The following is a 19725-nucleotide window of genomic DNA, read 5'->3' on the forward strand; positions in this document are numbered from 1 at the left end:
TTTGCAAAACCTGCCCTGAACAGTATGAGGTTGCATCATGTCACAGACATCTTCGGCGCAGTATTCTGATCCGGTTATCAATGTGATCGAGGAGGATGTGCCGGGCGTGAGTAACGCAGCAGCTCCGTCAAGCGGTAATGGCCGTGATGAGGCATTGAATTCGGCCGCAATGGAAGCGTTGTCGGCACGGCGTCGACGAGAGTTCGATGCGGCGCGGACGAGGCTGCGTGATCAGGCGACTCGCGTCGACGCCGGGGCATTGCGGCAACCCGGAGTAAGAGCGGTCGCTGATGTGCCGCTGCGGCATACCGGTACGGGCCGGGTGCCGATCGAACAACCACCGGAGCGTGTCCGCAAACGGTATCTGCGCGCGGGCAACCAGTACTTCCTGAAGGAGGCACCGTATCAGCTCGCTTTCGAGGATCTGGGGCCATACCTTGTTACCGAGCACAACCGGCCGGACGTGGTGGAGTCGATGGTCGATATGGCGCATGCCAAATCGTGGCAACGCATCCGCGTTTCGGGACACGAGGTGTTCCGTAGCGAGGTGTGGCTGCAGGCCACACTGCTCGGGATCGAGGTGAGCGGCTACGAGCCAAAGGCGGCGGATCTGGCTCGCCTCGCCGACGCCCGGCAGGCGCGGCTGAACAATCGCATTGAAGCTGGTCTGAAGGTAGAGCCAACAGCTGTCGCTGGCTCGAGAGGGAGCGCAGATGAACGTTATGCAGAGTCGCCATCGTCGCAGGCGCGTGCGCGCGCCGCTTCGGATGACGCTCCTGCTGGGCCTGCGCGTAAGGAGAGCCCAGCTCTGCCGCCTGTTCCGGTAAGCCGGAATACTACGAATGACGAGCCGGACGCGCCACGGCGGTACACCGGGGAACTGCGCGAACATGGAGGCGCGCCGTATCAGCACAACCCGGCGCGCAGCGACTCTTACTACGTGGTGTTCCGCGACGAGGCGGGCGCCGATCATGTGGTGTGGGGCGTGGATCTCGAGCGCGCTGTTCTTGAATCGCAGGCCGCGATCGGACAGCAGGTGACGCTAGAAAACCTCGGCAAGCGCCTCGTGACGGTCAAGGTGCCGATTCTGGACGGTGACGGTGTCGTGGTGGGCGAGGAAGAGAAAGACGTGCACCGGAACACGTGGCAGGTGGATGTCGTGCAGCGTGGACGAGTGGCTTCTCAGGCTACCTCGCGAGCCGAAACGCTGTCGGGCGATGGGGCTCAACCGCATGCAGGCCAGCATGTTCAGCCCGCCGCAGAGTCTGTGTCGCAGCGTCATCGTGGCGCGCAGCGGGGAAATGATGGGGGCGTGCTACACCTAGCTGTCCTGACCGCTGCGATGCGGGAACAAGGTTTTAGCGAGCGGTCCATTTCCCGTGTGCAGCAGCATGCCGCACGCATGCTGGATGCTTTCGGGAAGGAGGATATCCCGGTGCCGGCGCCAAAAGTCTTTGATGCAAAAGCGCCTTCGGGCCGTGATCGTCGGATGCGCGCGGTTGCTGAGTGTACATCTGCTCGCGAAGTCGAGCGGGTGCCGGCCGACCCGTCAGTTCCGGCACGTTAGGGTGTGTCGTGAGAGTCCGTGAGCGCCTGTGTGTCGAGCTGGGCGCGATCAGGCCGCGCTGGGATGCCTGGTGCACGCGCCGTGGCGTGACGGCTGGCGACGGCGTGCGACAGTTGATTGCTGCCGCGGTCAACGCAGGGCTTGGCGATCAACCTGTCGCGATCGAATCTGCACTCGTCCAGGCGATAGTCGGAGAATCGCGCAGTAGGATCGAAATCCGGTTGACCGTCGCAGAGCGGAATGCCGTGGAGTTGCGCGCCGCAACGTGGGGCCTGAACAGCAATCGGTGGATCGTGGCGCTGGTCCGTGCGCAGTTGTCGCGGGAGCCGCAATTGGGCGAACAGGAGATGAATTTGCTGTCAGCGTCGAACCTGCAACTCGCTGCCATCAGCCGGACGTTGGGCCAACTTATGCGCGGTGGTGGAGCGGAACTCACGTTCCAGGATCGAGCTGATTTTGGGGGCATCCGGGAACAGATTGACGCGCATCTGCGTGCTGTCGCTGGTGTGATTCGCGCGAATCTCGACCGATGGAGCCGGTGACATGCCCTATCCGAAAATCTACGTCGACGCGATGCTCCTGAACTGGGGTGATCGGCTATTTCACGAACCTTTCTGGCATGCAAAGGCGTCCCGGCGCTCACGGGCGGCCATGCGGGATGAGGCAGCGCGCATGCGCTGCCAACTGGCCCGAACGCTAAAGCGTACCCCGGAGGTGATGGTCAAGATCACCAACAAGGCGTCCAGTGCCCAAGGAATAAGAGCTGTACGTCGGCATCTTCGTTACATCTCGCGTAACGGCCGGGTCGATCTGGAAGATCAGAACGGCGACAAAATTGTCGGCATCGATGCGCTACGCGACCTCACGAAAACCTGGCAGCTTGGCGGATGGGGAATACCGGACAACAGTACTCGCCGCGAAGTATTCAATATCCTTCTGTCGATGCCGCCGGAAACGAATCGGCAGGCCGTGCGCGATGCGGCGCGTGATTTTGCGGCGCTAGAGTTTGGCGATGGACGCGCGTATGTCTTTGCTGCGCACGATGATGAGGCCCATCCGCATGTGCATTTGAGTGTGCAGGTGCGGGGACCGGACGGGCGTCGGTTGAATCCACGTCACAAGGATCTTCAGCGATGGCGTGAATACTTCGCCGAGCAACTTCGGGCGCATGGTGTTGACGCGAACGCCACCTCTCGGCGAACCCGAGGCGTCACACAAAGGTATCCCAAACCTGCAGTCGTGCACATGATGGAACGCGGCGAGACGCCGAGTTTCTGGCGGCTCCTTCCTACCGATGTGCAACGCGAGGCGGGTTGGGTTGCACACGGTGGGGTGTTTGCCGCATGGCGCGAGGTTGCCTACGCGATGGCGACGTCTGGCGCGCGCGGGGATCGTGAGATGGCAGTTGAGATGGCTTATTTCGTTGGCGCCATGCCGGTACAGCGGGACAGGCCTGTGGCGGAACGAGAGCGAATTACCGGACCAGAGCGGCTGGATCGCAGGGTACGGGGAAGCGACGGTCGTTCGAACCAAGTCGAGCCGGATGTGGAACGCTGATCAGCGGAGATGATGATGGGCATCCTGTATACGGACAGAGGCGCAGACAGCACCGATTCGCATAGGGAACTGATCCTCCTCCGTGGGAACCAGTCAGATGACTCGAGGACCTTGTTTCAAGGTGTGGTGCGTGGACTGCGGGGCGGCGCGAATATAGGACGCCGGTGCGGAAGGCTAACCGCCGCTTAGCGATCGGCGAGCCACGCCGGCCCAGCTTTGAAGGACGCGAACAGCACAATTGCCATAGCAATCAGGAGGACCGGGAGGGTGTAAAGTGCCACGGGAAAGAACAATGCCAGCTGCAATGCTGAACCGCCTAGTCCGTGGACAAGGTCCGTTTCACGGATGTTTTCATAGACCATCCAGACAATGAGGACGATGCTTAAAACGACGAGAACGAGTCCATCATTAATGGAAGCATGATTGCGTACGCCGCTTGCATAGAAATAGAATCCCAGCCAAATGAGGTTGATCGCGAGTGCCGCCAGCCAGAATGCGCGAAGCGTGAAAAAGCGATGTCCAAAACGGCGACGGCAGTGGCGGCTGAATAACTGGATACATTTCACAAGGCCAATCAAGGCGCCTACTGTAACGGCACATTTCAGGATTTCCACTACCTCACTCCTCGATCGTTGGACTGTGGAGATATACGGACGACTGCCGATGAGGGGCGTGATTCGGTGCACGCTGTCCTTGCGTTGCTTTTTATCCAATATAGACGGTCGGGTTGGCTCGGACAAAGGCAGTTTGTATCAGTCGCGAAGACGATGGGTATTGCGAACGCGCTGCTAGGGGCTGCCTGAGTGTCGCTATCGACGCACAACAAAGTCTCTACCAATCGGTGACGGTGCGCTCGGTCATGAGCGCACCGGGAAAACCGTGACGCGGAAACAATTGTGCGGATGTGACATTGGTTTTTCGGCTTCGCGCTGATTCAGACGATTAAGAGCCTTGAGAGGCTACGGGCGCCAGCCGTAAGATCTCCGCGGGACTCGCTCGGGCCACATGGGTTGCAGTGACATGCGGGTTATCACCGTTCAGATACGCCATTAAACGCAACTCTGATACGTGGAGTTATCAGGGTTATAAGCATGCAAAAAAATGGCCCGCATCTTCGCGGACCCGGTTCTGGCGGAGCAAGGACGGGCGGCCAGTCTCCCGCCAGCCCCGCCTTGCCCCGTTTTGCGGTCGCATGTCGCTAGCACGGACCACATCTACATCATAGTCACTGCACCGGCACACGGCGGGGTTTTGCAGCAGCGCCGCGGGCAGGCGCCGACTCCACGCGTTCCTTAGGGCGAGGCCTTGCGAAGTATAAGAAATTGAGAAAAACGCAAAAAATGGTGTAAATGAAGGCCCGGAAAGTTGCAGCTATCCGACCCTTCGTTTCTGGACACTGGCCCCAATTCGACCTTTTTCGTTCGGGTATAGCTTACGTCTTTGCGATGGGCGTATCTCACCTGATGACTCACAGGCAATGGCGCGCAACCGGACCCGGCTGTAGGCGGAGAAGTCTTTGGGCGCGTGACCGGACTGGCGCGATGTGACCAAAAGGTCACGCGGCACGCGAGGTCTAGGCAGCAGAAGACGCGGTAGGCCCACCAAGGCGTGTCGGAATGTCGACGGCCTGCGCCGGTCGGAGACTTTGGCGGATCGCTGAGGCTTCGGCACAGAACCATGGACGCTGATCTCTCTCGGCAAGCGGTTCAGTCTTTGCACGTGCAAAGTCGCCCAACATGTATCAGCGGCCGGGCATTGGACACGACATCAATTATGGGCCGGCATCGGTTGGGCGATCTGGCGTGGGTGAATCGGTGCGACGGAGGGCCGATTGCGCAAAGCGGCACGGATCGGGTAGGGTGGCGACATCTTCACAACCTCAACAGGGAAAACGGAATGAACAAGCAGGAACTGGTGGATGCTGTCGCCGCGAAGACCGGCGACAGCAAGGTCGCCACGGGCGAGATGATCGACGCGGTGATCGAGGCCATCACAGGCGAACTGACGAAGGGCAAAACGGTACAGCTGATTGGATTCGGCTCGTTCTCGACGGGGGCGCGCGCCGCACGGGTCGGCCGGAATCCGGCAACCGGCGCCGAGATCCAGATTCCGGCCGCGAAGACGGTGAAGTTCACGGCAGGCAAGGCGTTCAAGGATGCGGTGAAAGGCGCCTGAAACCGAGGCAGGCGGTCGGTCAGATTGCTGCTGACGGCATCCCCGTCGAATCGCCGCGACCGGTGCGCGGCGGTGGCAGTGGAACGTAGTGATCAGGCAGGGGGCCTGCGTCGCTGGGGCGACCGGCGCGCATCCCTGACTGTCGCGGATCAGAGTTTCCTGACGCCCCGGATACAAATGCGGCCGCCAGGCGCGGAACGTGGTGGTAACCGTAGGTTCCTTCCATCAATCGCGATTGAAATTAGCCGCTTTATACTTCCACATCTACCATACTCAGGGCAACAGAATGCGTCGCGTGATCGTCCGGAGATCGCCAGTGCACGGCAACGGTGTATTTGCGATGCGCCCGCTTGCAGCGGGCGAGCGCGTGCTTGAGTACAAAGGTGAAATCACGACCTGGCGGGACGCGTTGCGCCGGCACCGGCGTGAAGGCGTCGCGGGACACACCTTCCTGTTCGGCCTGTCGGACGGACGCGTCATTGATGGCAGCCGGGACGGCAACAGTGCCCGCTGGCTGAACCACGCGTGTGCGCCGAACTGCGAAACCATTGAGGATGATGGTCGGATTTTCATTCACACGCTCCGACCGATCCACGTGGGTGAAGAACTGTTCATTGATTATCTGCTGGCTACCGACGATCCTTCAGATCAGGAGGTTCGGGCCCAGTACGCGTGTGCCTGCTCGGCTGCGGATTGTCGTCGGTCGATGCTGGCCGACGCGGCCTGAACAGGGGGCGGAGGAGCTAGTGGGCAGCATCGCTATCCCGAAAATCGCCGAGAGCCCGAAGCAGGAGAATGATGGATTTGTCCGGCTCGGCGTGGATTTGGTTTTCCACCTCGATGTGCTGAAGCCATGGATGCCAAAGGCAGCAGTATCCGACGGTGCTTCTGGCGCAAACACGAAGAAACAGATGTCGCTGGAGCTTGACGATTGGTGGTGACCTCGACGCCAGGGCGTATCTCTACAGATGCAGGGGAGCAGCTTTATGCAGAAGCGGAAGTTCGCATGAAAGCGAGCAGGGGGAGTGAGTCTGCCGGAGCTGCTGGACTGGCTTGAACTGGCACTGACGAGGGCACCCGCTAGCATGTCCGTCTGTCGGGCGATGTCGGCTCTGAATCGGCGGCTCGGCTCGACCGGCGAGAAAACTGCTGCACGGACCAGTCGGTCCACGTCCCCGCAACGTCGGCGCTAAACCGCCGTCGAATCTTTGCCACTGTTTTCGTGAGCATCGCCCGGGCGCGCAATTGGCACGTCCAACTGAATCGGCTAGGAACATCGAGCGGTTTTCGAAAATTTCTGGTTTGTCGACGTCGTGCGGAGTTCAGCCCAATGATCGCGCCGCGTCCTTCCCCGCTTTGCGGTCTTTCCGGATAAGGCTCACCCAATGATCGCCCCGACGTCGGTCTCGATGTCGCCGAGACAGGCACGGACCAGTTCGCTCACGCGCAGGGCGGCCGCATACGCGATGTCCACGAAACTCCGGCGTTGCGCCGCCGGCGACTCCTAGCCATAAGACAATTCAAGTCTGCGACAATGGAGTGGACGGGCGTCCACTCGCCCTCTGCAAAAGTGTGGGATGTGTCGAGCACGGTTGCGAGACGGGCTCCGCGCACCTTGACGCCAGCGAATGGATTGGCCAGCAGAAAACGCTGCTTCATCAGCCAGCGGAGCATCGGGCCAGGTACCGACACCGTGTAGGCGGCTGTGCGCGCAGCACATTCTCTGCCACCAGGCTGGGCGGGGGGCTTGTACCCCCGAACTGTTGCGTATGGTCCGTGCACTCAAAAAAACGCCTGGCATTGCCAGGCAAAAGGCTCGCGAATTCGAAGCAACTGTTGATGTTCGTTAATTCTGCTTGCCATGTTCACGGCTTTCGCTAGCGAAAGAAGGGCAGCAGCCCGCTCCCGATAAGACTGGAAGGCCAGATTGCCGGTTTTGCCACCCGTTGCGTTTCAGCAACGGGCGAACGGCTGTGTGTCCGCCAATTTTTCTAGCGAGTTCAACGTGTCCTTTAATTCCGCTAATGCGGCTGCTGAGCGACGCAACAGGGTAAACCGGGTAAGGGCAGCGGCGGACGGAAATGTCGACACTTGTTCCTGCGATCATACGGTGCCGCTGGTATCCAGGCGCAGACGAAAAGCAGTGTACTGCAGGGCACTATAGGAGTTACCCGGCGGTCTTCTAGGGGTCGTCTCAGAATTCGGAAAAAATCGCGTGCTAAGCTACTTGCGCGTGGGCGTAGCTGTGATCTTCGGCGATAAATGCTGGGAAATCTCCAGCGCTATTTGACTCATAACGTCAGATCGGCTCAGCCTTTCGCCTTACTCGCATGATGGAATACCGCGTTGTGGCGTAATCGCGCGCGAACTGAGAGATGGATTCGCCCGCTGCCAACCGCTGTATGACTTCGGCCTGCTGCATAGCCGTCAACGCCGGAGGGCGTCCCATTACCGTTCCTTCTGCACGGGCGCGCACGATCCCGGTGTGAGTGCGTTCGATCAGCAAGTCACGCTCGAACTCTGCAACCGCGATGAGAACGCCCATCGTCATCTTCCCGGCGGTACTTGTTAGATCCACGCCTCCAAGCGCGAGGCAATGGACGCGAACGTCATCAATCGCGAGGCGCTCTACCGTCGAGCGTACGTCCATCGCATTGCGGCCGAGGCGATCAAGCTTTGTGACGATGAGCACATCGCCGGGTTCAAGTCGGTTCAGCATGCGAGCGAATTGTGGACGCTCGCTGGCCGTGACGCTGCCACTAATGTTTTCGGTGACGATGCGTCGCTTATCTACCGCAAAGCCTGCGGCCGCCATTTCGCGTACTTGGTTTTCGGTGTTTTGATCTGCGGTGCTGACGCGGGCATAAATGAAATTTCGCGACATCCGGCTCTCCAATGTGTACGAAACCAACGTACGACTATTGAATACCGTTCGATACTGCGAAACACTTACTTTCGTACATACGTGGCGGGGGCTGTACCGAACCGATCGGTTTCGTACATGTGTGTGAGGCCCAGTTCGGCCGAGACGGAATGTACGAATGCTTCGAGCAATGCTCTACCAACCGATGCGTTGCATCGGAAACACCGATGCGACGATCAAAAATTCCTGCTGGTGCGCGAAAGTGTGTCGCGCCAACATAGCTCACTTCAAGTATGGGTTTGAAGGAAGGTGAGCATGGGTAACAGTCTCGAAGGACAACAGATCGTGGTCGTTGGCGGCAACTCGGGCATGGGGTTAGCACTCTGCGCGCAGCTGATGAAAATGCGCTGTGAGGTTCTGATCGTCGGCCGATCAAAAGACAAGCTCGAAGCGGCACGCGAGCAGCTGTGCGAATTCGGCAAGCCACGTCTGCACCAGGCCGATGTGACGCGCGAAGAGGAGGTGCGGCGTCTTTTCGAGGAGGCGGGGACGGTGGACCACCTGGTTTGTACTGCCGCCGACGTCCGCGGCGCATACGAGTTGCTACCGCTACTCGAGTTAGATGCGCTGGATCGCGCAATCCGCTCGAAGGTCGTCGCGCCGATCCTGCTGGCCAAGCACAGCGCGCAGCGAATGCCGGCTCACGGCTCGATCACGCTGACTTCCGGCATCGCGGCCTACCGACCGAGACCGAAGGGTATCGCCGTGGCGGCAATCAATGCTGCACTAGAAGGCGCCGTGCGCGCGATGGCCGTCGAGCTCGCGCCGTTGCGGATCAACGCAGTTTCGCCGGGCTGGGTACACACACCGATCTGGAACAACGTCGCCGGCGCAGACAGTGAACGGCTATTGGCCTCGATGGCGGAGCGACTGCCGGTGGGCAGGATTGGAACTGGCGACGACATTGCCGATGCCATTGTCTTCCTACTTGGTAACGGCTACACGACCGGCACGGTTCTTCACGTCGACGGTGGACATCGGCTCGTCTGATCTTGCTACGGCGAGACGAATCATCTCGATAAATGCTGCCACGTGGCGCGTTGGCTCTCGACCCACGGTGAGAAGACAGATGGGTAGACCTTCGCCAATCGTTGACAGCGCGCGCAACTCGACACGCAGCGCCGTTTCAGCGGTGTCTACGGCCATCCTCGGCAGGATCGATACACCGAGGCCCGCGGACACCATCTGTACCAAGGCTTGCACGCTGTCGGCCACGCCGCGGATACAAGGGCGCACGGGGGCTTCCTGCAACAGGGCATCTAGGTATTCGCGATACCGGCAGCCCTCCATGGTGACGATTAACGGGAATGCCGCCAGCGCATCGGGCTTTACGTCAGCGGCCCTACTGAGTGGATGGCCTGGGGGCATCACGACAACTGGCATGTCCCGTGCGACGAGGTCGGCCTGAAGGTTGGCGTCGTTCGCCGGCCATCCGTGCACCAGACCGAGGTCGGCTGTCCCGCCGAGCACCGCCTGAGCGGTCTCTGAGGAGTTTCTTTCCCGAATCTCGACCCGGGTTCTTGGATGCAGTTCGACAAAGCGGGTGAGCACCGGAATAAGCAAACAGGTGCACAAGGTTTGCGGTGCTGCGACGCGGATCGTGCCCCCTTTCTCGTCGGGATTGTCTCGAACCACCCGGAAGGTATCGTCGGCCATTGCGAGCAACTCGCGTGCACGACCTGCCAGCCTTTCGCCGGCCGCAGTGAGCATCAGGCGGTTGTTTTTGCGAATGAACAGCGGCTGTCCGACACTCTGCTCGAGTGCCCGTACCTGTTCCGTAACGCTTGGTTGCGACAGGTGTACCTGTTTGGCAGCTCTCGTAAAGCTCAAGGTCTCGGCTGCCGCGAGGAAGATTTTCAGTTGCCATAGCTGGAACATGTAGGTCGGGAAGGCGGTTCGCTGACTCAGCTAGCCACAGGCCAGGGCCAAAGCAGTGAACTCCTCGCCCCATGCAAGACCACTGCGTCAAACAGATGGCCACCAAATATTTTATCAAATTTAACGTCAACGGCCCATTCGATGACCGCTTTCCGCAGTCAAGCAGAAATCACCGAAGTCACCCGAAATCCGTCCTAGGCTTTCTGACGGATGCTCTTTGCTGCCGTCCTTCCGCCTCAACCTCGACAAGTTGACAAAGCCCGATGAACGAGCCGAGCGAGTAGAAACCCGCTGCGCGTCTCAGTTTCGACTTTGGGAAAAGGTCCGTGAGCATCGAATAGGTTCCAGGCGACAATGCCGCTTCGCCGACACCCACGCTCATGCGAGCGACGAACATTTGCGTGAAGTTTTGGCCGACTCCGCAAGCCGTGGTGGCGAGACTCCATAGCGCTATGCCGCAAGCAATGATGCGCGGCCGCGCGAAGCGGTCCGTGAGATGCGCGATCGGCATGCCCATCACCGCATAGAGGAGTGAGAAAGCGAACCGGTGCAGAAGGCTGAATTACGCGTCGGTAAGATGGAGGTCGTGCTTGATCGGCTCGATCATAGGCGCAAGCACCTGACGATCGATGAAGGAAAAGACGTAAGCCAGCATGCAGATGGCGACGACGTACCATTCGTACGTATAGCGTTTGCCCGCACGCGTATTTGTGATCGACGGGTTCATCCTGTATCTCCGGTATGTGTGTGCATAAGCATTCGCGCCGGCACGCGCGGCGCGCGGATTCAGAGTAAGGAGTCTACAGACAGGTTATTAAAAGACATGTTCGATGCCCACATAGGCACCCGACTGTGTATGTCCAGGTAGCGGGTTATCGGAGCTTGTCGTCGAGTTCGCTTCGAGGCTGAATTTTGCATTCGCACTGTTTCGTACACTTGCCAACTGGGCGTGCAGTTGCGTCCGTTTCGAGAGGTAGTACACGGTGCCCACGGCGTACATCGTCGCGTTCCCGCCGCCCCCATTGGCATTCACATGGAACACGGCGGCCTTCAGGTCAATGTCGGGCTGTGCCCTCCAGTTGATCGCCGCCCATTCCTGCTGAAGGGTTGTCGTGCTGCCCGAGTCGGCGTGCAGCGTCTGGAAAACGCCCTGCACCTTGAACTGGCCGAGGTACAGATTGGCGCCGACGAAATATTCCCGCGAGTATGAGTAGATATTGTCGAACTTGCCATTCGCCGGGTCCCGGATTTCGTCATAAATGCCCCGCACCAGCATCCACGCCGACGCATATGAAATCTGCAGACCCGCCATGCGGCCTTGGGACGTGGTGCCGTTGCCGTTCCAGTTGGTGGCGTTCGACAACGCATATTGTCCGTATACGTCGATGCCATCTATCTTCGGCGACTGGTACGACACGGCGTTGCTCGCCTTGATCCAGCTTCTGCCACGTGTCAGGGACGTCGATGCCCATGACCCGAGCAGGAACGGATCGAAGCTGACGATGTTGTTGGCGATGAAGAGTTGGCGCCCGATCTGGAACGCTCCGTAGTGGTCGTTCTTCAGTCCGACGCTTGCCCATCGGTTGAACAGCCCGTCAGGCGAACCCTGTCCGGTGGTAGCGAGAAACGCACTTTCCAGATGGAAGGTAGCCTTTGTTCCCCCGCCAATGTCTTCTGAGCCCTCCATGGCGAAATAGCTTCCGCCCCAATTGCCGCTCTCGGCGCGCACGCGTGATGTCGTGCCGCCGCTCGCAGTCGGGATGCCCGACATATATTCGATGCCGTTATCGATCCGGCCATAGAGCGTGACGCTGCTTTGCGCATGGGCGGTGGTTCCGGCGATTGTGCCGGCCGCGGCAGCGATGCACTGTACCGCGAGGAATTTTGCTTTATGCATGGTCTTTTCGTTGAATAACTATCGTCCGAATCAGCCACGCGGTAGCGGGGCGTTCAATCGCAGATCGCGGGAGGAAGTCCCAACAAACACCTGACGTCCATCACGCATGGTCACCCAGCCATCCTGCTTGGTGGACCAGTACTGCAGGCGTCGCGGAGCAACGTGCATCACAACCCGCCTTTGTTCGCCAGGCTTCAGGGCGATGCGGTCGAAAGCCACCAGCGCACGGACCGGGAACTGGGCGTCCTCAGATGTCTCTTGCGGCGCGCCGAGATAGACCTGCGGTACTTCATCGCCCGCCACCAGACCGGTATTGCGGATGTCGACGCCGACATCGATCCCACCGTCCTTCGAATTGCGGACGGTGAGCGACGAGTATTTGAAGCTGGTGTAGGAAAGCCCGTAGCCGAATGCATAGAGGGGCTCGATCTTTTGCCTGTCGAACCACCGATAGCCCACATCGACGCCCTCGGAGAACACGGTCTTGCCGTTTACGCCCTGTCCGGAGCGTTCGGGATGGGCCGGGTCCGTGGCGGCATAGTCCTCCAGGCGACTGGCCCAGGTGAATGGCAGACGGCCCGCAGGGTTACGCTTGCCGAGCAGCACGTTCGCCGTCGCCACGCCACCGAGGTCGCCCGACCACCACATCTCGACCACGGCGCGCGTCTTGTCCAGCCACGGCATTGCGATCGGCTGGCTGGTGTTGAGCACGACGATCGTGTTCGGGTTCACCGCCGCCACTTCCTCGACGAGCGTGTCCTGGTCGGCCGGCAGTCCGAATGCGGGAGCGCCACGGCTCCACAAGAACACCACGGCAGTCTTCGCCTGTTTCGCCGCCGCGATCGCCGCTGCGCGATTGGCCTCGCGTACCTCCGGTGTCACCCAGTTCAGCCGGACCTGTTGAGGCTGGTTGGACGTATCCCCGGAGATCGACACAGTGATTTCATGTGCGCCGGCGGTGAGGTCGACCGCTGCACGTACGTTGTCCAGACCATCGGTAGTCGGCAGAAGGCTATCGAGGTTGGCATGCACGGTGTCGCCATGAAGCGCGCCTGTCATCGAGCCGGTGCCGGAGACGCGCTTGCCGTCGATGAACAGGGTGCCCCGTGCGCCGAGAATCTGCAGATAGAGCCAGTACGGACCCGCCGAAGGCACCGTGAGCGTGCCCTTCCAGGTGACATTGCCGTTTGCAGGCAACGCATTTCCGCCCCGGGTGGTGAAATCGATGGACGGGTCGAGCGTTGTGCCCGCGTTGTCGGCGGCTGTGCGAACAAGGCCCGGTTGGCCGTCGTGAGACAGCAGCGAGGCGGGCACTGGCGAACCCGTCATGTCGTCGTCGACGGCATATGCGATGTTTGCGCCGCGCACATTCGCCGCCAGTTTTCTGATCGCGTCGAGTGGTCCGACCTGATTCGCCAAAATGCCGACGGAACGCTCGCCCGCCTTGCCGATCGCAACAACCTGTCCCGCGCCCGGGCCGATCAACGCCAGCGATTGCAGGTCGCTTGCCTTCAGAGGCAATGCACCGTTCTCGTTGCGCAGCAGTACCGCAGAATCCTCGCTGGTCTTCTGAATGACTGCGTTGACGGGCAGATCCGAGGCTTTCTGCGCGTTGTCGCGGGCTCTGGCGCGCGCGCCGCCGAGGTAGCCGAACCGATCCATCTGGTTCAACACGCGGCCCGCCGCCCGAGTTACCATCGCTTCGTCGGTCGTACCGTCTTTCATTGCGTTCCAGAGGTTCTGCGGATTTTGATCAGCCGGGAACTCGGCCGCCCAATTGACGGGAGGGCGCTTCGGTTCTTCAGGGATGCTTCCTTCGAACAGCGCTGCCAGCACACCGAACGTCGGGTCCATCGCGGCCTGTTTTCCGCTGGCAATGTCGAAGTAAGAGTTCATCATGCCGGCGAACGGGCTCGACGCGGGCACGATGCCGGGCATCTCCATGTCCAGGCCGTTTTTCAGGTAGTCGTTGCCGTGCACGGCGCCCCAGTCGGAAGTGACGAAACCCTTGAAACCCATTTCCTGCTTCAGTACCTTGTTAAGCACCGCGTCGTTGCCGCATGCGAACGCACCATTGATCTTGTTGTAGGAGCACATGATCGACGAGACGCGAACCTTGATGGCGTCGGCAAACGGGGCGAGATAGATCTCGTGCAGCGCTTGTGCGCCGATGGTTACGTCGTGCGCGTTAGTATCGAAGCCGACGAAGTGCTTCGCCTGAGCCATCACGCCCCGGTCCTGGGTCCCGCTGATTTGTGCGGCGCCGATCTCTCCGATGAGAACGGGATCCTCGCCGAACGTGTTGTAGCCGCGCCGGAACGTTATGTCGCGGTCGACATTGATGAACGGTTCGAGTACCACGTCGATGCCGAGGCGCCTGGCTTCCTGCGCAATGACTTCGCCGTTTTTGCGAGCGTCGTTTTTGCTGAAGGTGGCCGCCAGGCCCATGGTCGCGGTCAGCGCGGGCGAGGGAGTGCGGGTCAGGATGCCCGGAGGACCATCGGCGAGACGCAGCGGTGGAATGCCGAGGCGCGGGATGCCCGGCAGATAGCCCGCCTGTCCTTGGTTCGTTGCCGCCGGCTCCGCGATACCACGAATCATGGCTATCTTCTCGCCCAGCGTCATTTGCCCGAGCAAAGCATCGACCTTCGGATTACCCGTGCCGGAAAACGATGTTGCGTCGGTGGCTGCGGCGCAATAGGAGGAAGTCAGCAACATACCTATTACGACCGCGGAACTCTTGATTCTAGTGATTTTCCTTACCGGCGATTCGTAAATATTTTTAGGTATGCGAAATATTATGTTCTGTGCATCGATTTTCGGATTGGTCATTGCGGCTTCCTGTGAATTAGGGGGCGGGGCTGCTACATGCGAAGATAACGGTCGGCCTTGGATCCTCAATGCAGAGGCGGCTTAAATTCTGAAGCGAATTCTGGTGGGATGGCACTCGTGATGGTGAACACCGGGGCATCTCCTTGAAAAGTACTCATGCTGAGTAGTCTAGAAACGCCAAAATTCGTGAACAATTAGGGGATGGCCATGTCGTCTAGGTAGCGCGCAGGGGAAGAGTAAAGAATTCTTTATGGAGGCCCGGGTTCATGCATGCCGTCAATTCGTCGACGTCTCACCAAGCGCGCTTTTTGGCATGATATGGTCCAAGTACCCGGGCGCGTCGGGCTGCGCCTGTTCAGGAAACCACCGCGTACTTCGCCAGGGAGTCGATGTGAGGTATGAGCTTCCCTCGATTTTTCACCTGCAAGTGGTTTCGAACTATGCGGCCGCATCCTTGGTATGCTGAGTTTTGATCCAGTCTTGCAGGAACTGCTTCCGGCGAGCGCTGGTTGGCGAGTGGATCCCGCTGGAAGCGGACGCTTGCGTTATTCGCTTCTGCGAGTGAACCGGCTGATTTCGATTGGATGGATGGCGGTCTCTTGCCGACTTTTGGGTCGAGTCTGCTAGTCACCATTAATTAGTTATCGAGAATGATAGTCAAAACTATGAGGATAGCAGAACGTCGGGTCGCAGGGTCGAGGAGGTCGGGTTTTCGATCCGGCGGGTCACCCCCGCCGACCTTGACGCCGTGCGGATCTGGATCAATAACTGGTAGCGGGCGCTGCCGTACGTCGTGGCCAACCGAGGGCGCGTCCCGGCCTCCCTGCTATCGTTGACGATTCGGTATCCTTATTGATGCAAAACGGACGAACCGAATAACCTCGTCTCTTCAACGACGCAATCGCGTTGGTCTTTGCCCCCGGTGTTTTCCAGATGACCTTGTCGACACGGGGGTGTTCTTGTCTTTATTTTTAGTCACCCGCTTGACGGCTAATGTACGGCCGCTGAACGAGTGGGCGATGTCTGGCACCTCAGCAGCTTGCAATCAAGCCACCGTCCACACGGAACGTCGAGCCAGTCATATAGCTTGCCCGCTCGCTCGCAAGGAATGTAACAACATCCGCATATTCCTGAGGCTCGCCGTAACGTCCCAGTGGAATGGAGGACGTGCTTTCCTCCGACACTGACTCGACGCTCCGCTGTTCGCGTTGAGCCTTCGCGTTGTCAAGGAACCGGATGCGGTCCGTGGCAATACGGCCCGGAACGATGATATTGGTGGTGATCCCATCGCGCGCAACTTCGCGCGATAGCGTCTTGGACCAACCAACGAGCGACATTCTTAACGCGTTCGAAATCCCGAGGTTGGGGATAGGCGCGAGCACGCCCGACGATGCGCTCGTGATCACTCGTCCCCATCCTTTTGCGCGCATTCCCGGCAACACCCTGTCAGTAATCGAGATCACTGACAGGACCATGGACTGGAATGCCTTCTGCCACGTCTCAGGGGACTGTCCCGACGCGGGCGTGGGTGGGGGGCCGCCCGTATTGTTCACAAGTATGTCCACTGAGCCGAAGTGTTCTTCGATCGCGGCAAGTCGCGGCTCGACCAACGTCAGATCGGCCAGGTCCCATATCAACGAAAGCGCTCGCCCACCGGCTTCCTTTACTGCTTCAGCAGTCTTTTGCAGCGCCACTGCATCAATGTCTGCAACCGCAACATTGACGCCTTCACGTGCAAGTGAGACTGCAATCGCACTTCCGAGTCCGCCGCCGCCGCCGAGAACAAGTGCGGTCTTGCCTTCTATCCCTAGCTTCATTGCATGTCCGTGTTGATTTGTATGATGAAAGTTACCAGCGTGGGGGCCTCACGGTCACGCTGATCTGCCTTGCCGCTCACCGCGCCGTTGTTGCCGGCGGCCCGTGCCATTCGCCTCGTCAAAAACGCGTCAGAGGTACGCAAAAGTGCCCGACTTCGCCATCCGTCGCACCATGTCGGTTAAATTCGAATAATCGATAGCATAGTGTTGACAAATGCATTTTGCAAATTTACCTTTGTTGGTAACGGCACGCACACTTGGAGTGGAAACAATGTCGCTGAACGCGTCAGTCGCAAGGCAAACCCTTCTGGCCCAAGCCTTAGGTTGGGTTGATAAACAATCGGATAGCCTCGGGCCATCCATCCACCCCGCGACTTCATTCCTGCGCGATCCGGCCGATCTTCACCGCGCCAGCCGCACCTACAGGCGGGACGACAATCCCACCTTTCTACAGGCTGAGGTGCTGTTGGCAACGCTGGAAGGCGGGGAGGGGTGCCTTCTGTTTTCATCGGGCATGGCAGCGGCAACTGCGGTGATGTCCATGCTTTCGCCCGGTGCGCATGTGGTGGTGTCGACGCGGCTTTACTCGGGGCTGCGGAATTGGCTTTTCTCTCACGGGCGCCGCTGGGGCATCGACATATCCGAGGCTGACTATGAAGACGTCCATGGGTTGAGGGCGATTCTTGAGGCGCGTCCTGCACAGATTGTCTGGATAGAGACCCCGGCCAATCCGCTTTGGCATGTCTCCGATATCCGCGCCATCACTGAACTGGCTCACGAGTGCGGCGCGTTGGTGGTCGCCGACAACACCGTCTCAACGCCGATTCTGACGAGGCCACTCGAACACGGGGTTGATGTCGTGCTTCATTCAGGCAGCAAGTACTTAAATGGCCACGCCGACGTGGTGGCGGGAGCGCTGATCGTTGGACCGCGAAGAGCCGAGCTTCTGCAGCGACTCGCCGACATCCGCAATGACTACGGCGCTGTTCTGGGGCCATTCGAAGCGTGGCTTCTGCTGCGTGGCATGCGCACACTCGAACTGCGAATGAACGCCATTTGCCGGAATGCATTCGAGATTGCGTGTTTTCTGCAGGAACACGAAAGGGTCGTCGAAGTTCTCTATCCCGGGCTCGCTTCGCATCCTGGCCACGTGCTGTCCCGCAAACAGATGCAGGGCGGGTTTGGAGGAATGTTGTCCTTCCGTGTCAAAGGCGGAGAAGAGGTCTCGCGTCGACTGGCAGCATCAACAAAAGTTATTCGTCAGGCTATTTCCTTCGGAGGACTTGAGACAGTCATAGAGATTCGCCGGGGAATGGAGGGGCCTGAAAGCCGAACGCCACCCGATCTTCTTCGTTTATCGGTCGGTACCGAGGCTGTAAAGGATCTCATCGCCGATCTTTCCCAGGCGCTTTCAGCATGAACCAGTCAAAGTCTACTCATGTCGACGTACTCATCATCGGCGGTGGAATTGCCGGTGCAGGCGCCGCCTATGAAATCGCGGCCTTTGCGTCGGTGATCGTCCTGGAGGGCGAGAGCCAGTGTGGATATCATTCGACCGGGCGCTCGGCTGCCAGTTTTACCGAGAACTATGGGAATGCGATCGTTCGGCGACTCGCCATCGGCAGCCGTTCGTTCCTGTCCGATCCGCCCGCCGGGTTTTGCGATCATCCGATCCTCATGCCGCGCGGCATGATCACGGTTGCACGCGGTGACCAGTTGGGCATGCTCGAAAGAGAACTTGAGCGGGCGCGTGCGCTGGTCCCGGCGATCAGGGCGATGACGCCGTCTGAAGCCATTACGCGCGTGCCAATTTTGCGCGCCGATTACGTTGCAGGCGCTTTTTTTGAACCCGACTCCATGGAAGTCGACGTGCACGGCCTTCATCATGGTTTCCTGAAGGCTGCGCGCCAACGTGGCGCTCAAGTGGTCACCGATGCCCGTGTGAGTTCTATTGAGCGCATGAATGGCCAGTGGTCGGTCAAAACTGGAGCGGGCGATTTCTGCGCGCCGGTCATCGTCAACGCGGCGGGCGCATGGGGTGACGAGATAGCGGCGATGGCGGGTGTCGCTCCCCTTGGTCTGATGCCGAAACGCCGCACCGCGTTCAACATCCCGGTTCCCAAAGACATCGACATGTCCGGCTGGCCGTTGATCAACGATGCCGGAGATGAATTTTATTTCAAACCCGACGCCGGTCAGCTTTTTGTCTCTCCTTCGGATGCAACCCCTTCCGTAGCAATGGATGCTTACCCGGACGATATGGATGTCGCCGTAGGAGTCGAGCGCCTCGAGCAGGCGACCACGCTGACGGTGCACCGGGTTTCGCATTCGTGGGCGGGCCTCAGGACCTTCGCGCCAGACTCGTCGCCCGTTGTCGGACCCGATGCTACGGCTGAAGGCTTCTTCTGGCTGGTCGGGCAAGGCGGCTACGGCATCAAGACATCACCTGCGTTATCTCGTATCTGTGCTGCGCTCGTGAGGCAGGAAGGTCTTCCCGAGGACCTGTTGCAGCTTGGAATCACCGAGGCTGATCTTCTGCCGGTGCGCCTGCGTTAGCCCCTCTCGTTATTTTTGGCATCAACAAACAGGACGAAACACCATGACTATTCAACGCTTCGAAAATGGCCAACGCTATTGCCGTGCCCTCAGCCACAACGGAACCGTCTATTTGTCCGGCATGACGGCGGGCGATACGTCCGGAGATGTCGTGGAGCAGACGCGACTCACCTTGGCAAAGATCGACCACTACCTGGAAATGGCAGGATCGGACAAGTCCAAACTGCTCAGCGCCGTGATCTGGCTGCGAGATATCGCCGACTTCGAACTTATGAACAGCGTGTGGGACAACTGGATCGATCTGTCGGCCATGCCTGTGCGCGCCACGGTCGAGGGCCGCCTGGCTGGTGACAGCTATCGGGTGGAAATTATGGTGACCGCGGCGGTCTGAGTCTGACGCTTCAGACGCACGGCGGGCGTCCCGAACGGCACGTCAACCGCGTTGGCCGTGAGAACGAAATCGCATTTGCCTGGGCTGCCCACAGTTCGTTACCAGCACCATGCAGGCAACAACACAAACAGA

Annotated in this window: 16 protein-coding genes and 1 pseudogene; 10 read left to right on the forward strand and 7 right to left on the reverse strand. The window is 59.5% G+C overall.

Features of this window, described 5'->3' with window-relative positions; translation table 11 throughout:
• Nucleotides 1–37 precede the first annotated feature (37 nt).
• From DSC91_RS34450 to DSC91_RS34460, 3 genes are read left to right on the forward strand one after another with little or no spacing between them, the layout of a single operon-like run.
• Complete coding sequence (locus DSC91_RS34450; RefSeq protein WP_115782936.1) at nt 38–1567, forward strand: LPD7 domain-containing protein; 1530 nt, start codon at nt 38–40, stop codon at nt 1565–1567.
• An 8-nt stretch (nt 1568–1575) separates the two neighbouring features.
• Nucleotides 1576–2109 (forward strand): plasmid stabilization protein, encoded by a 534-nt coding sequence (locus tag DSC91_RS34455; protein WP_115782937.1) that lies wholly within the window; start codon nt 1576–1578, stop codon nt 2107–2109.
• Nucleotide 2110: 1 nt separating this feature from the next.
• Entirely contained in the window at nt 2111–3124 is a 1014-nt protein-coding gene (locus DSC91_RS34460) for a relaxase/mobilization nuclease domain-containing protein (protein WP_115782938.1), read from the forward strand.
• Nucleotides 3125–3309: 185 nt separating this feature from the next.
• On the opposite strand, the gene DSC91_RS34465 is transcribed toward DSC91_RS34460, so the two are convergent.
• Nucleotides 3310–3738: a hypothetical protein gene (locus DSC91_RS34465; protein WP_115782939.1), complete on the reverse strand. Its 429-nt coding sequence runs from the start codon at nt 3736–3738 to the stop codon at nt 3310–3312.
• A gap of 1282 nt (nt 3739–5020) precedes the next feature.
• On the opposite strand from DSC91_RS34465, the gene DSC91_RS34470 reads away from it, so the two are divergent.
• The 3 genes from DSC91_RS34470 to DSC91_RS34480 all read left to right on the forward strand — a co-directional run bounded on the left by DSC91_RS34470 (nt 5021) and on the right by DSC91_RS34480 (nt 6240).
• Nucleotides 5021–5299: an HU family DNA-binding protein gene (locus tag DSC91_RS34470; protein WP_115782940.1), complete on the forward strand. Its 279-nt coding sequence runs from the start codon at nt 5021–5023 to the stop codon at nt 5297–5299.
• 286 nt (nt 5300–5585) lie between these two features.
• Entirely contained in the window at nt 5586–6026 is a 441-nt protein-coding gene (locus DSC91_RS34475) for an SET domain-containing protein (RefSeq protein ID WP_115782941.1), read from the forward strand.
• 19 nt (nt 6027–6045) lie between these two features.
• Nucleotides 6046–6240, forward strand: a complete 195-nt coding sequence (locus DSC91_RS34480) for a hypothetical protein (RefSeq protein ID WP_115782942.1) — start codon at nt 6046–6048, stop codon at nt 6238–6240.
• A 1358-nt stretch (nt 6241–7598) separates the two neighbouring features.
• Here the strand turns inward: DSC91_RS34480 and DSC91_RS34485 are convergent.
• A complete protein-coding gene (locus tag DSC91_RS34485) occupies nt 7599–8183 on the reverse strand; it encodes a recombinase family protein (RefSeq protein WP_115782943.1) in 585 nt (194 codons plus the stop codon).
• A 294-nt stretch (nt 8184–8477) separates the two neighbouring features.
• Here DSC91_RS34485 and DSC91_RS34490 point away from each other — a divergent pair, with 294 nt between their 5' ends.
• The gene (locus tag DSC91_RS34490; protein ID WP_115782944.1) at nt 8478–9212 is read left to right on the forward strand and encodes an SDR family oxidoreductase; all 735 of its coding nucleotides are present in this window, start codon (nt 8478–8480) and stop codon (nt 9210–9212) included.
• Here DSC91_RS34490 and DSC91_RS34495 read toward each other — a convergent pair.
• From DSC91_RS34495 to DSC91_RS34520, 5 genes and pseudogenes are all read right to left on the reverse strand, one after another.
• Nucleotides 9147–10100, reverse strand: a complete 954-nt coding sequence (locus tag DSC91_RS34495) for a LysR family transcriptional regulator (protein ID WP_115782945.1) — start codon at nt 10098–10100, stop codon at nt 9147–9149. The two genes, DSC91_RS34490 and DSC91_RS34495, sit on opposite strands and share 66 nt — an antisense overlap.
• 259 nt (nt 10101–10359) lie before the next feature.
• Nucleotides 10360–10827 (reverse strand): annotated as a pseudogene (locus tag DSC91_RS34500) (MFS transporter); the annotation flags it as partial.
• An 87-nt stretch (nt 10828–10914) separates the two neighbouring features.
• Nucleotides 10915–11997: a porin gene (locus DSC91_RS34505; RefSeq protein WP_115782946.1), complete on the reverse strand. Its 1083-nt coding sequence runs from the start codon at nt 11995–11997 to the stop codon at nt 10915–10917.
• Between the two features lie 30 nt (nt 11998–12027).
• Nucleotides 12028–14829 (reverse strand): glycoside hydrolase family 3 protein, encoded by a 2802-nt coding sequence (locus DSC91_RS34510; RefSeq protein ID WP_208645749.1) that lies wholly within the window; start codon nt 14827–14829, stop codon nt 12028–12030.
• Nucleotides 14830–15860: 1031 nt separating this feature from the next.
• Nucleotides 15861–16646, reverse strand: a complete 786-nt coding sequence (locus DSC91_RS34520) for an SDR family oxidoreductase (RefSeq protein ID WP_115782948.1) — start codon at nt 16644–16646, stop codon at nt 15861–15863.
• Between the two features lie 271 nt (nt 16647–16917).
• Between DSC91_RS34520 and DSC91_RS34525 the strand changes: the two genes are divergently transcribed.
• From DSC91_RS34525 to DSC91_RS34535, 3 genes are read left to right on the forward strand one after another with little or no spacing between them, the layout of a single operon-like run.
• The gene (locus DSC91_RS34525; RefSeq protein WP_115782949.1) at nt 16918–18066 is read left to right on the forward strand and encodes a trans-sulfuration enzyme family protein; all 1149 of its coding nucleotides are present in this window, start codon (nt 16918–16920) and stop codon (nt 18064–18066) included.
• A complete protein-coding gene (locus tag DSC91_RS34530) occupies nt 18063–19202 on the forward strand; it encodes an NAD(P)/FAD-dependent oxidoreductase (RefSeq protein WP_115782950.1) in 1140 nt (379 codons plus the stop codon). Before DSC91_RS34525 ends, DSC91_RS34530 begins: the two co-directional genes overlap by 4 nt.
• Nucleotides 19203–19245: 43 nt before the next feature.
• The gene (locus DSC91_RS34535; protein WP_115782951.1) at nt 19246–19593 is read left to right on the forward strand and encodes a RidA family protein; all 348 of its coding nucleotides are present in this window, start codon (nt 19246–19248) and stop codon (nt 19591–19593) included.
• Nucleotides 19594–19725: the final 132 nt, after the last annotated feature.

The organism is Paraburkholderia caffeinilytica, assembly GCF_003368325.1.
Classification (GTDB): Bacteria; Pseudomonadota; Gammaproteobacteria; order Burkholderiales; family Burkholderiaceae; genus Paraburkholderia; species Paraburkholderia caffeinilytica.

What these genes read in the sequence shown, in the direction of transcription:
- DSC91_RS34505 (WP_115782946.1), bottom strand. Translation starts at nt 11,997, where the DNA reads ATGCATAAAGCAAAATTCCTCGCGGTACAGTGCATCGCTGCCGCGGCC.
- DSC91_RS34460 (WP_115782938.1), top strand. Translation starts at nt 2,111, where the DNA reads ATGCCCTATCCGAAAATCTACGTCGACGCGATGCTCCTGAACTGGGGT.
- DSC91_RS34450 (WP_115782936.1), top strand. Translation starts at nt 38, where the DNA reads ATGTCACAGACATCTTCGGCGCAGTATTCTGATCCGGTTATCAATGTG.
- DSC91_RS34490 (WP_115782944.1), top strand. Translation starts at nt 8,478, where the DNA reads ATGGGTAACAGTCTCGAAGGACAACAGATCGTGGTCGTTGGCGGCAAC.
- DSC91_RS34470 (WP_115782940.1), top strand. Translation starts at nt 5,021, where the DNA reads ATGAACAAGCAGGAACTGGTGGATGCTGTCGCCGCGAAGACCGGCGAC.
- DSC91_RS34525 (WP_115782949.1), top strand. Translation starts at nt 16,918, where the DNA reads ATGTCGCTGAACGCGTCAGTCGCAAGGCAAACCCTTCTGGCCCAAGCC.
- DSC91_RS34535 (WP_115782951.1), top strand. Translation starts at nt 19,246, where the DNA reads ATGACTATTCAACGCTTCGAAAATGGCCAACGCTATTGCCGTGCCCTC.
- DSC91_RS34530 (WP_115782950.1), top strand. Translation starts at nt 18,063, where the DNA reads ATGAACCAGTCAAAGTCTACTCATGTCGACGTACTCATCATCGGCGGT.
- DSC91_RS34485 (WP_115782943.1), bottom strand. Translation starts at nt 8,183, where the DNA reads ATGTCGCGAAATTTCATTTATGCCCGCGTCAGCACCGCAGATCAAAAC.
- DSC91_RS34510 (WP_208645749.1), bottom strand. Translation starts at nt 14,829, where the DNA reads ATGACCAATCCGAAAATCGATGCACAGAACATAATATTTCGCATACCT.
- DSC91_RS34520 (WP_115782948.1), bottom strand. Translation starts at nt 16,646, where the DNA reads ATGAAGCTAGGGATAGAAGGCAAGACCGCACTTGTTCTCGGCGGCGGC.
- DSC91_RS34475 (WP_115782941.1), top strand. Translation starts at nt 5,586, where the DNA reads ATGCGTCGCGTGATCGTCCGGAGATCGCCAGTGCACGGCAACGGTGTA.
- DSC91_RS34495 (WP_115782945.1), bottom strand. Translation starts at nt 10,100, where the DNA reads ATGTTCCAGCTATGGCAACTGAAAATCTTCCTCGCGGCAGCCGAGACC.